The 11484-nt window shown below is 66.9% G+C and carries 14 protein-coding genes; 8 read left to right on the top strand and 6 right to left on the bottom strand.

Annotated elements, in window-relative coordinates:
• Nucleotides 1-29: 29 nt before the first annotated feature.
• The 3 genes from B1790_RS10850 to B1790_RS10840 form a co-directional block, all read right to left on the bottom strand.
• The gene (locus B1790_RS10850; protein WP_079923227.1) at nucleotides 30-920 is read right to left on the bottom strand and encodes a tetratricopeptide repeat protein; all 891 of its coding nucleotides are present in this window, start codon (nucleotides 918-920) and stop codon (nucleotides 30-32) included.
• Nucleotides 921-933: 13 nt separating this feature from the next.
• Nucleotides 934-1341 (bottom strand): DUF3817 domain-containing protein, encoded by a 408-nt coding sequence (locus B1790_RS10845; protein WP_142271241.1) that lies wholly within the window; start codon nucleotides 1339-1341, stop codon nucleotides 934-936.
• A gap of 67 nt (nucleotides 1342-1408) precedes the next feature.
• A complete protein-coding gene (locus B1790_RS10840) occupies nucleotides 1409-2590 on the bottom strand; it encodes an acetyl-CoA C-acetyltransferase (protein ID WP_079923226.1) in 1182 nt (393 codons plus the stop codon).
• An 84-nt stretch (nucleotides 2591-2674) separates the two neighbouring features.
• On the opposite strand from B1790_RS10840, the gene mce reads away from it, so the two are divergent.
• Nucleotides 2675-3148, top strand: a complete 474-nt coding sequence (gene mce / locus B1790_RS10835) for a methylmalonyl-CoA epimerase (protein ID WP_079923225.1) — start codon at nucleotides 2675-2677, stop codon at nucleotides 3146-3148.
• A 3-nt stretch (nucleotides 3149-3151) separates the two neighbouring features.
• Here the strand turns inward: mce and B1790_RS10830 are convergent, their stop codons facing one another.
• Entirely contained in the window at nucleotides 3152-3448 is a 297-nt protein-coding gene (locus B1790_RS10830) for a hypothetical protein (RefSeq protein ID WP_079923224.1), read from the bottom strand.
• Nucleotides 3449-3465: 17 nt separating this feature from the next.
• On the bottom strand, nucleotides 3466-4137 hold the full coding sequence (nucS, locus tag B1790_RS10825) for an endonuclease NucS (RefSeq protein ID WP_079923223.1): 672 nt from the start codon (nucleotides 4135-4137) through the stop codon (nucleotides 3466-3468).
• A 47-nt stretch (nucleotides 4138-4184) separates the two neighbouring features.
• Here nucS and B1790_RS10820 point away from each other — a divergent pair, with 47 nt between their 5' ends.
• Together B1790_RS10820 and B1790_RS10815 are read left to right on the top strand one after the other, a co-directional pair.
• On the top strand, nucleotides 4185-5789 hold the full coding sequence (locus B1790_RS10820; protein WP_079923222.1) for an adenylate/guanylate cyclase domain-containing protein: 1605 nt from the start codon (nucleotides 4185-4187) through the stop codon (nucleotides 5787-5789).
• An 86-nt stretch (nucleotides 5790-5875) separates the two neighbouring features.
• Nucleotides 5876-6175: a hypothetical protein gene (locus tag B1790_RS10815; protein ID WP_142271240.1), complete on the top strand. Its 300-nt coding sequence runs from the start codon at nucleotides 5876-5878 to the stop codon at nucleotides 6173-6175.
• On the opposite strand, the gene B1790_RS10810 is transcribed toward B1790_RS10815, so the two are convergent.
• On the bottom strand, nucleotides 6165-6938 hold the full coding sequence (locus tag B1790_RS10810; RefSeq protein ID WP_079923220.1) for a hypothetical protein: 774 nt from the start codon (nucleotides 6936-6938) through the stop codon (nucleotides 6165-6167). The genes B1790_RS10815 and B1790_RS10810 overlap by 11 nt on opposite strands.
• A gap of 297 nt (nucleotides 6939-7235) precedes the next feature.
• Here B1790_RS10810 and B1790_RS10805 point away from each other — a divergent pair, with 297 nt between their 5' ends.
• From B1790_RS10805 to B1790_RS10785, 5 genes are all read left to right on the top strand, one after another.
• On the top strand, nucleotides 7236-8543 hold the full coding sequence (locus tag B1790_RS10805; RefSeq protein ID WP_142271239.1) for a ferric reductase-like transmembrane domain-containing protein: 1308 nt from the start codon (nucleotides 7236-7238) through the stop codon (nucleotides 8541-8543).
• Nucleotides 8544-8689: 146 nt separating this feature from the next.
• Nucleotides 8690-9103, top strand: coding sequence for a DUF6325 family protein (locus B1790_RS10800; protein WP_079923218.1), 414 nt, complete (start codon nucleotides 8690-8692; stop codon nucleotides 9101-9103).
• 3 nt (nucleotides 9104-9106) lie between these two features.
• The gene (locus B1790_RS10795; RefSeq protein ID WP_079923217.1) at nucleotides 9107-9370 is read left to right on the top strand and encodes an SHOCT domain-containing protein; all 264 of its coding nucleotides are present in this window, start codon (nucleotides 9107-9109) and stop codon (nucleotides 9368-9370) included.
• 71 nt (nucleotides 9371-9441) lie between these two features.
• Nucleotides 9442-10941 carry a DNA-3-methyladenine glycosylase 2 family protein gene (locus B1790_RS10790; RefSeq protein ID WP_079923216.1) on the top strand — a complete coding sequence of 500 codons (1500 nt, stop codon included), beginning with the start codon at nucleotides 9442-9444 and terminating at the stop codon, nucleotides 10939-10941.
• The gene (locus B1790_RS10785; RefSeq protein WP_079923215.1) at nucleotides 10941-11444 is read left to right on the top strand and encodes a methylated-DNA--[protein]-cysteine S-methyltransferase; all 504 of its coding nucleotides are present in this window, start codon (nucleotides 10941-10943) and stop codon (nucleotides 11442-11444) included. Before B1790_RS10790 ends, B1790_RS10785 begins: the two co-directional genes overlap by 1 nt.
• Nucleotides 11445-11484: the final 40 nt, after the last annotated feature.

Raw genomic sequence — 11484 nt, 5'->3', positions numbered from 1 at the left:
GACTACCGCGGATGAGCGCGCCGAAATCGTCAGTAGAGCGCGTTGGCCAGGTTCCGCCGGCCCGCGATGACCCTCGGGTCGTCCTGCGGGAACAGCTCGAACAGCTCGACCAACCGGGTGCGGACCGCCGTGCGCTCGTCGCCCGCGGTGCGCCGCACCAGTGCGATGAGCCGCTCGAACGCCTCGACGACCAGGTCCTGAGTCACCTCGACGTCGGCCGCGGCGAAGGCCGCCTCGACGTCGGTGGGAGCGGCGTCAGCGGTCGCGACGGCATTCTCCGGCTGAGCCGTTGCCCGCTTGAGGAACGCGATCTGCCGCAGCGCATCCTTGGCCTCGGCGTGGTTCGGCTTGGCGTCGAGAATGGCTTGGTACGCGGCGAGAGCCTCGTCGAATTCGGCGGCGTCCCACAGCGATCGCGCCCGCTCGAGCTCTGGGTCGACCTCTTCGGCGTCCCCTGCCTCGCCACCCTCGAGCTTGCCCGCCGTGGCGCTCAGGAGTGAGTCGATCCACCGCCGAAGCTGCTCAGGAGGCTGCACACCCTCGAAGCTGGAGATCGGCTGACCGCCCGCGACCGCGACGACGGTCGGCACGGCCTGCACGCCGAAGACCTGGGCCACCCGGGGCGTGGTGTCGACGTTGACCGTCGCCAGCGCCCACGTGCCGCCGTCCCTCTTCGCCAGGGCTGCCAGCAGGTCGCCCAGCTGGACGCTGGCGTCACTGCGGGGCGTCCACAGCAGGACGACGACGGGTATCTGGTTGGACCGGGCGAGCACCTCGGTTTCGAGGTTCGCCTCGGTGATGTCGAGACCGTCGGGCGGGGGGCCCGCCGGGGCGTCCCGTGACGGTGGCGGCTGCTTGAGTGCCGATAGATCGAACGCACCCGCCAACGCGGGGCCGACGGAAGGTCGTGGACGTGTCACACGAACAAGTTTGTCACGTCGTTTCGGGGACGGCCGGAGCGGCCACGGCGGCGCCGGCTCCATGTCCCCGGTCGCTTCGCTCCTGCCCTCCGCGCGGGACCGTCCGGCCCGTGCGTTCGGCCCACATGAGGAAGATCACACTCCCAAGCGGCACGATGCTCCCCAGCAACGCCAGCAACCACGTCGCAACCGACCACTTGAACGCTCGTCCGACCAGCAGCGCGGCCAGCACGAAGGCGATGAAGACCAGCCCGTGCGCCATGCCGAAGATCTTCACGCCGATCTCGGTCCGCGGCGTTCCCACGTACTTGAAGTACATGCCCACCAGCAGTCCCACCCAGGTGACGGCCTCGGTGAAGGCGACTATTCGGAACCAGCCCGCAGTCCGGTGGCGGTCGAAGGTGCTACTCATGGCCGCCATTGTGCCTGACCGCACCGCTGGCTACTACGCCGTGTCGTTGTGCGCGGACGTTCGGACCCGCTACTGGTCAGGGGCGACGCAGGACGAGCGCGTCACCCTGACCACCGGCACCGCAGAGGGCGGCGACCGCGTAACCCGATCCGCGGCGAGCCAATTCCAGGGCCGCGTGCAGGGTGATCCGCGCCCCGGACATGCCGATCGGGTGACCGATCGCGATGGCGCCGCCACTGGTGTTGACGCGTTCACCGTCGATGCCGAGCTCCTTGGCCGAGGCGAGCGCGACCGCCGCGAACGCCTCGTTGATCTCGATCACGTCCAGCTGCTCGACGGTGATGCCCTCCTTCGCGATCGCCTTCTTGATGGCGTTCGCCGGCTGGCTCTGCAGCGTCGAATCGGGCCCGGCGACCACGCCGTGCGCCCCGATCTCGCACAGCCAGGTCAAGCCCAACTCCTGCGCCTTGGCCTTGTTCATCACCACGACCGCGCAAGCCCCGTCGGAGATCTGCGACGCCGAACCAGCGGTGATGGTGCCGTCCTTGCGGAAGGCGGGCTTCAACCCGGCCAACGACTCGGCCGTCGTGTTGGCCCGGATGCCCTCGTCTTCGGTGAACTCGATCGGGTCACCCTTGCGCTGCGGGATCTTCACCGGCACGACCTCGTCGGTGTAGACGCCGTCCTTCCACGCCGCGGCGGCAAGCCGGTGCGACCGCGCCGCCAACTCGTCCTGCTCGGCCCTGGTGAACGCGTCGACGTCGTTGCGCTGCTCGGTCAGGGCACCCATGGGCTGATCGGTGAAGACGTCGTGCAGGCCGTCGTAGGCCATGCTGTCGAGCACCTTCACGTCGCCGTACTTGTAGCCAGACCGGCTGTCCATCAGCAGATGGGGCGCCTTGGTCATCGACTCCTGGCCACCGGCGACCACGACGTCGAATTCACCGGCGCGGATCAACTGGTCGGCCAACGCAATGGCGTCGATGCCGGACAGGCACATCTTGTTGATCGTCAACGAGGGCACGTCCCAGCCGATGCCTCCGGCGACCGAGGCCTGCCGGGCGGGCATCTGCCCTGCGCCGGCGGTGAGCACCTGACCCATGATCACGTACTCGACCAACGAGGCGTCCACGCCAGCCTTCTCAAGGGCTCCAGCGATGGCGATCCCGCCGAGGTCGCTACCCGAGAAGTCCTTCAGCGAACCCATCAGCTTTCCGACCGGAGTGCGTGCTCCAGCAACGATCACCGACGTCGTCATGTCCAACCTCCACGAGCTTCGTATTCAGGACTGTGTGGCCTATCACACTTACGCAATCATTCCGGTAAAGGTTACCGTGACTAAATGACAACGGAGCATGTCGGTACACGTCCGGCCCTCGCCAGCGCACTGGTCACGGCCGTCGACCACGTCGGCATCGCCGTCCCCGACCTCGACGTGGCGATCAAGTGGTACCACGACCATCTTGGCATGATCGTGCTGCACGAAGAGGTCAACGACGACCAGGGGATCCGCGAGGCGATGCTGACCGTGCGCGGGGCTCCTAGCGGCAGCACCCAGATCCAGTTGATGGCACCGCTCGACGAGACGTCGACCATCGCGAAGTTCATCGACAAGCGCGGGCCGGGCCTTCAGCAGTTCGCCTACCGGGTCAGCGACCTCGACGCACTGTCCGAGCGGCTGCGCGCTGACGGCCTCCGGCTGATCTACGACGCACCGCGTCGAGGTACGGCAAACTCGCGGATCAACTTCATCCACCCGAAGGATTCCGGTGGCGTGCTGGTCGAGCTGGTCGAGCCGGCCACCGAAGAGCACTGACCGCTACGACCACGTCCGGGTCGGTCCGCGGTTCGAGCGGTTGGCCCAGCACGACGTATGCCAGTGCCGCCGGTCGTCCAGGGCGTCGTCTCCGCTGTCGGCGGGCCAGACCACTACGTGCGCGACGCTGGGCTTGATCTCGTGGTCGCAGCCGGGGCACCGATAGGTCTTGACGGCCCTCGACGCGGCGACCGCCCTTACGTCGTAGTCCCGTCCGTCCGCCCCGAGCTCGACGCGGCGCGACAGCGCAAACGGGGTCGACGGGCGCTGTCGACGAGGTGGGGTGCGCCGCTTGGCCATTCGCCCATCCTACGGCGTCAGAACAACCTGAACTCGTTGCTGTCCAGACCGCGCATCTGGTCGTAATCCAAAGTCACACAACGTATCCCGCGGTCGACGGCCAGCGTTCGCGCCTGCGGCTTGATCTGCTGGGCGGCAAAGACACCGCTGACGGGCGCGATCACCGTGTCACGGTTGAGCAGGGTGAGATAGCGAGTGAGCTGCTCGACGCCGTCGATGTCGCCGCGGCGCTTGATCTCGACGGCCACCGAGCGTCCCAGCTCGTCGCGGCACATCAGGTCGACCGGGCCGATGGCCGTCATGTATTCCCGCCGGACCAACGTGTACCCGACGCCCAGCAACTCGACGTGTTCGGCAAGCAGCTTCTGCAGATGCGCCTCGACACCGTCCTTCACCAAGCCCGGGTCGACGCCCAGCTCGTGGCTGGAGTCGTGTTCGACGTCCTCGACGGTGATGCGAAGCTGCTCGCCCGCCTTGTTCTCCACCACCCAGACGGGACTGTCGCCGCCGTTCTCCTCGACGAGCCAGCACGGCGGACTCATCCAGTTCAGCGGCTTGTAGGCGCGGTCGTCGGCGTGCACGCTGACCGAGCCGTCCGACTTGAACAGCAGCAGCCGCCGCGCGGACGGAAGATGGGCGGTGAGACGGCCGACGTAGTCGACGGTGCACTGGGCAATGACGAGGCGCACCGAACCACCATAGATGGCCGGGTCCGGGTCACTAGGCTGACGCCACGATGACGGAGACGAAGAACGCGGCGCAACGACTGGGCCGGGTACTGGAGAGGCTGACCAGCCAGAGCGGACGGGGGTCCACGACACCCGAATACGGCTCGTGGGTCCTCGGGCGTGTCTCGGAGAGCCAACTTCGCCGCCGGATCCGCATCCAGGTCATCCTGACGACGTTCGTGATCATCGCGAACCTGATCGGCATCGGCGTCACAACCCTCGTCGTCACCGTCGCCTTCCCGACGCCGAACGTCTTCGCCCCGGACGTCCGATGGATCACGTTCATCGCGGTCCCCGTCTACCTCTTCGGCGCCCTGATCGTCGGCACGGTCTGGGCCACCTACCGCGTGATGAAGAACGTCCGCTGGGCCATCGAAGAGCGCCCACCCACCAAGGCCGACCAGCGCAACACCTTCTTCGCGCCGTGGCGGCTGACGCGCGTGCTGCTGATCCTCTGGGGCATCGGGACCGTCATGATCACCACCACGTACGGCGTGCACGACACCCAGTTCATCCCGAAGTGGTTGTTGGGCATCAGCTTTCCCGGCATCGTCGTATCGGCCAGCTGCTACATGTTCACCGAATTCGCGCTGCGCCCGGTCGCGGCGCAGGCGCTCGAGGTGGGCCCTCCCCCACGCCGGTTCGCCCCGGGGGTATTGGGACGCATCATGGTGTTCTGGGCCCTCGGCTCGGGCGTCCCGGTGCTGGGCATCCTGCTCGCGGCCGTCTTCTCCCTGACGCTGAAGAACCAGACGCCCACCCAATTCGCCTGGGCGATCGTGGTTCTCGCGCTGTTCGCACTGGTCTTCGGCTTCGTGCTGATGTGGATCCTGTCGTGGCTGACGGCGACGCCGGTGCGGGGCGTGCGTGCCGCGCTGAACCGCGTCGAGCAGGGCGACCTGGATACCAACCTGGTCGTGTTCGACGGCACCGAGCTCGGCCAGCTACAGCGGGGCTTCAACTCGATGGTCACCGGACTTCGCGAGCGGGAGCGGGTGCGTGCCCTGTTCGGCCAGCACGTCGGCCGTGAGGTCGCCGCACTCGCCGAGAAGGAGCAGCCGGAACTCGGTGGCGAAGAACGGCTGGCCGCGGTCATCTTCGTCGACGTCATCGGGTCGACGCAGCTGGTGACCAGTCGGCCCGCCGTCGAGGTGGTCGAGCTGCTCAACCGGTTCTTCGCCGTGGTGGTCGACGAGGTGGACCGACATCACGGCCTGGTCAACAAGTTCGAGGGCGACGCCGTGCTTGCGGTGTTCGGGGCGCCGGTGTCGTTGGAGAACCCCGAGGAGGAGGCGCTCGCCGCCGCCCGCGCGATGGCGGAGCGCCTCCGCGTCGAGGTGCCCGAGTGTCAGGCGGGCATCGGGGTGGCGGCGGGACAGGTGGTGGCGGGCAACGTCGGCGCCAAGGATCGGTTCGAGTACACCGTCATCGGCGAACCGGTGAACGAGGCCGCCCGGCTGTGCGAGCTGTCCAAGACGATCGACGGGCACCTCGTCGCCTCGTCGGACACCGTGGCCCGGGCGGGTGACGCCGAAGCCGCGCGGTGGACGTTGGGCGAGACGGTGACGCTGCGCGGTCACGACGAACCGACGCGGCTCGCCGTACCGGTGTAGAAGCCGGGGACGGCGACTCTCGGCAGTTACGCTCGTGCCATTCCCACTGGTGGGACGCTCGATCCGATTGCCGAGAGGACCACGCCATGCCCTTCCCCACGCGAGTCCTCGCGTCGACGATGGCCGTCGTGGGCGGGGTCGCGACGATCGCCTTGGCCGGCCCCAGCGCGGCTGATCCGGACATCGACAGCGAATCGGCGGCCGCGGTCATCGACGAACTCCAGGAACAGGGTTACGGCGTAATGGTCAACGGCGCACCCGCTGGGGACACGTCACTCCTCGAGACGTGCAGGGTGACGTCGATTCACAACCCGGGCGACCCGACTACGGATCCGACGACGACCACCCCCATCTACGTCGACGTCTCCTGCCCGATCACGCGCTGACCGACTCCGGCTGGCGTTCGATCCACTTGCGGCCTGCCTTCGCCGCCCGCACCAGCGCGCCGTATTCGCCGAAGTAGTCGGCGACCGCACCCACCGCGGGCAGCATCCCCAGGTAGCGGAAGATCCGTCGCGGCCGTGAGCGCTTGCCCAGTTCGTCGACGATCGCGCGCAGCTGTCCCGCCACGCGCCACAGCGGCTTCAGAAAGGCCAACGGGGTGCCGTCCATCGGGGACGACTCCGGCTCCGGCTCCGGAGCGGCGTCGGCGTCGGCGGTGTACTCGTCGGCGTCGACCTCGCGCCCGCACATGACCGCTGCGAGCAGCCGCACCTGCTGTCCGTGGTCGTGGATGCCGTATTCCCTTGCGACGGCGCACAACACGATCGCCTGATTGGCGAATCCGAGCGCGTCCTGGACGGGCAGCCGGTCGGCTACCGCGCCGAAGACTCCGGGGAACGCGACGAGGACGTTGTCCACCGCACCCACTCGGTGCACCCACCAGTTGACCCGGTCGTCGAGGGTCATGTCCGCCCACGCCTGCGTGCCAGGAACGTCGGCGGTGTTGAGCACCCACGCGAGCGCGTCGAGCGCCCTGTCGACCGAACCGTCGGAGTCCCCGATGCGATGGCTGCGGCCCTTCAACCCGAACGGGTCGGCGCGGGACAACAGGTCGACTACGGGGTTGATGACCCGGACCGCTCGACTCAGTGCGCACGCCACGTCGGCGTCGTCGATCACGGCGGTGGGCATGGGAATCAGGGCCATGGGGTGATCATTACCCGTTTTTCTCGTCAGGTCACCAACGACGTGGACGCTCGGGGTGATCATCGCGAGGCGGGGCTCGGGCCTGGGTCCTGATGCTCAGTGTTCGAAGACGTCGACGCTTCCGACGGTGGCATGACCGATCTTTCCCCCGGGGGGGACGTCATGCCGTCGCATCCAGCCGCTTTCCCGGCGCGTCCAGCCCCACGTCGATAGGCTTTGAGACCGTGAAGAATACGTTGAGAGCGTGCCGTGGTCGATGACCTCTCGCCTCCCGCGACCCCGCACGAACGGGTGGCTGTGCGGGCAATCGCATGGCTCGGCGCGTACATCGCCGTGGTCATCGTTCCCCTGATCTTCGCCGCAATCGGCGTGGTGGACGACGATCGTGGATTCTGGCGCGAGTTCGCCGTGGCACTGGGCTTCGTCGGGTTGTCGATGATGGGGTTGCAGTTCATCCTGGTAGCCCGCGTGAAGACGTTCGCAGCTCCGTTCGGCGAGGACGCCTTGGTGCACTTTCACCGCTACATGGGCTATGTCGGAACCACCCTCATCCTCGCCCACCCCGTTCTCCTGATCGTCCTGGTCGACACGAGTTACCTCGAGCGCGTCAATCCATTCACCGCGCCCTGGGCCGGCAGATTCGGGACCCTGTCGATCCTCTGTCTGATCGCCGTCATCGTGACGTCGGTGTGGCGCTCCTCGCTTCGCATCCGCTACGAGGTCTGGCAAGCGATGCACCTGGTGCTGTCCACCGTCGCGATCACCGCCGCCCTGGTCCACGTCGAACTGATCGGTCACTACGTGAACCAGCCGTGGAAGCGAGTGCTGTGGGTGGTGATGACCGGCGGGTTCCTCACGATGTTCATGTGGGTCCGCGTGATCAGGCCGGTAATGCGAACGCGACGACCGTGGACGGTCGAATCAGTGGTGCCTGAGCGGGGTGGAGTCACCACGATCACGTTTCGCCCCGACGGACACCGCGGATTCACATTCGCACCAGGACAATTCGGCTGGCTGTCGGTACACCGCTCACCGTTCGCGCTGACGCAGCATCCGTTCTCGTTCTCCTCCAACGGCGACGACCCGGCCACCGTGCAAATGAGCATCAAGGGGCTCGGGGACTTCACCCGCACTGTCGGTTCCATCGCGCCAGGCACCCGCGCCTACCTCGACGGTCCGCATGGGGTGTTCTCCCCGGACTGGCACGACGGGCCCGGCTTCGTCCTCCTCGGCGGTGGGGTGGGCATCGGGCCGCTGATGAGCATCTTGCGCACCTTCGCCGACCGAGGTGAAACCAGACCGTGTTATCTGTTCTTCGGGGTTCCCCTAGTCGAGGATGCAACGTTCCGCGAGGAGATCGACACTCTGGCAACGCAGTTGGCGCTCACGGTGGTCTACGTGGTATCGAAACCGCCCGCGGATTGGGCCGGCGAACGGGGCTACATCACCGCTGACATTCTGCGCAGACACCTGCCCGCCGAGCGCCATTCGTTGCAGTACTTCATCTGCGGACCCGGCGCCATGCAGGACGCGATGGAGACGGCACTCGACGCCGTCGGGATACCGGGCGCCCACGTACACACCGAGCGTTTCAACTTCGTCTGAGAGGAAGCGTCGTGCGGCATCGAAATACCCAGCGAGCAGCCATCGTCATCGCTGCGCTGATCGTCATATGCTGTGTCGTCTTCGCGTATGTCTAGACGTGACCGACCATCGAGGACCCTGGCCCATCGAGTTGACAGGAATGGCGCATGCTCGACGACCATCTTGGCCCCACTGACTACGTCGTCGTCGAATTCACCGACGCAGCCACCCTGCGTCCGGGATTGGATCGACTCCTGCGACTCGTCGACGACGGTCTGATTCGCGTGCTCGACCTGGAATTCGTCACCAAGGACGCCACCGGCACGACCCGGGTCCTGGCGGCCACCGAACTCGGTGCCGATCTGACCGAGTTCGATGGCGCGTTCTCGGGACTCCTCGACTCCGACGACCTCGCCGCAGTGGGTGGCCAACTCGCGCCACAGGGGTCGGCCGCAGTTCTCGTCTACGAGGAACTGGCTCTCATCGGGGTCATCGCGGACTGGGAGGAGGCGGGCGCGCGGATCGTATCCGAGGGACCCGTCGACGTCGACGACATCAACGCAGCGTTGGAAGGGATCTGACCCATGAGTCTCCTACGAACCGTGAGAAGAGCGGCGGTGGCCAGCGCCGTGCACGGCAAAGTCCAACGCCGCCAACAGAATCGCTGGGCCGCGGCCGATCAGGTGAATCCCCAGGTGGCCCCGACACAGCCGCCACCGGCGAGTGCGCCCCCGGCGGCCGGTGTCGACGACACGATCGCGCAGTTGGAGCGGCTGGCCACTCTGCGCGACGGCGGCGTGCTCTCGGACGCCGAGTTCCAAGCCCAGAAGGCTCGTATCCTCGGTTAGCGTCCGGCCGACGCGACTGACATGTCGCTTTTCCGCCAGTGCTGTCGGTGCCTGCGTGTAATGGTCTAGGCATGTACGACGACTTCGACCGCTGCTATCGGGCGGTTCAGTCCAAGGACGCCCGGTTCGACGGTTGGTTCGTCACGGCTGTTCTCACGACGGGCATCTATTGCCGACCCAGTTGCCCCGTGCGTCCGCCGCTGGCCCGCAACGTGCGATTCCACCCGACCGCGGCGGCCGCTCAGCGGGACGGGTTCCGGGCCTGCAAGCGCTGCCGGCCGGACGCCTCGCCGGGTTCACCGGAGTGGAACGTCCGAGGTGACGTAGTGGCCCGGGCAATGCGACTGATCGCCGACGGCACCGTCGACCGCGACGGCGTCACGGGGCTGGCCGCCCGCCTCGGCTACACCACCCGCCAGGTGGAGCGGTTGATGCACGCGGAGGTGGGCGCCGCTCCCCTCGCCCTGGCGCGAGCCCAGCGCACCCAGACCGCCCGGGTTCTGATCGAGACGACGGATCTGCCGTTCGGCGATGTCGCGTTCGCGTCCGGCTTCTCCTCCATCCGCCAGTTCAACGAGACCGTGCTGTCCGTGACGGCCCTGACCCCAACGGCCTTGCGCCAGCGGGCACAGACGACGTTCGGCCCCGGGCGGGCCACCGGATCAGGAGTGGTCACTCTGCGGCTGCCGGTGCGCACGCCCTTCGCCTACGAGGGCCTGTTCGGACACCTCGCGGCGAGCGGTGCCCACGGCGTCGAAGAGGTACGTGACGGCGCCTATCGCCGCACGCTGCGTCTGGTCGCGGGCAACGGCGTCGTCAGCCTCACCCCGCACCCCGATCACGTGAAGTGCGAACTGGCGCTCGACGACTTTCGGGATCTCTCGACCGCCATCGCCAGATGCCGCAGGCTGCTCGACCTCGACGCCGACCCCGAAGCGGTCGTGGACGCCCTCAGTGGGGACGAACAACTGACCGCGTTGATAGCCAAGGCGCCAGGACAGCGCATCCCCCGCACGGTCGACGAATCGGAGCTGGCGTTGCGGGTCGTCATTGGCCAACAGATTTCGGTGAAGGCCACGCGGACACACGCGGGACGTCTGGCGCGGGCATACGGGACCCCGATCGACGACGCCAAGGGCGGGCTCACCCACGTCTTCCCGAGTGTCGAGCAGTTGGCCTCCGTCGACCCGACGCACCTCGCCTTCCCGAAGACACGGCAGCGGACCTTCACGACGCTCGTCCGCGCACTCGCCGATGGGAGCGTGGTGCTCGATCCGGGGTGTGACTGGAACCGGGCCCGACAGCAGCTGCTTGCGTTGCCCGGCATTGGTCCTTGGACCGCTGAGGTGATCGCGATGCGCGGCCTTGGCGATCCCGACGCCTTCCCCGTGACCGACCTTGGCGTTCTCGCCGCGGCCAAGGCGCTGGGACTGCCCTCCGACCCGAAGGTGCTCACGGAACGTAGCGGCCGCTGGCGACCGTGGAGGGCCTATGCGACTCAACATCTTTGGACCGCCCTCGAGCATGACGTCAACTACTGGCCGCCCAAGACGACCGAGAAGGACAAGTGATGGAGACAGTGCACTTCCGCACCATGGACAGCCCCGTGGGGACGCTGACGCTGGCCGGCAGCGGCGGTCGGCTGCAGCACCTGCGAATGGTGGACCAGACGTACGAGCCAAGCCGCGACGGCTGGGAAGCCCACGAGGCACACTTCGGCGACGCCGTAGCGCAACTGGAGGCGTACTTCGCAGGCGAACTTCTCGACTTCGATTTGGATCTTGATCTGGTCGGTACGGAGTTTCAACGCAAGGTGTGGGCCGCACTGCTCGGCATTCCGTACGGCGAAACCCGGTCCTATGGCCAAATAGCAGCACTAATCGGATCACCTGGCGCATCGCGGGCGGTCGGATTGGCCAACGGCCATAATCCGATTGGCATCATCGTGCCGTGCCATCGCGTGATAGGCGCAAATGGAAGCCTCACCGGATATGGCGGCGGATTGGATAAGAAGAAGCAACTGCTGGAAATGGAACGGAATCGTCTGTTTCCAGTTGCGACGCTATTCGACTGAGAGCTTGGCGAATTGCCATAGAAATGCCTAAGGCCCCCAA

This window comes from Mycobacterium sp. AT1, assembly GCF_002043095.1.
Taxonomy (GTDB): domain Bacteria; phylum Actinomycetota; class Actinomycetes; order Mycobacteriales; family Mycobacteriaceae; genus Mycobacterium.
Note: the sequence above shows the minus strand (reverse complement) of the source record. Positions and strands in the feature narration are given on the sequence as shown.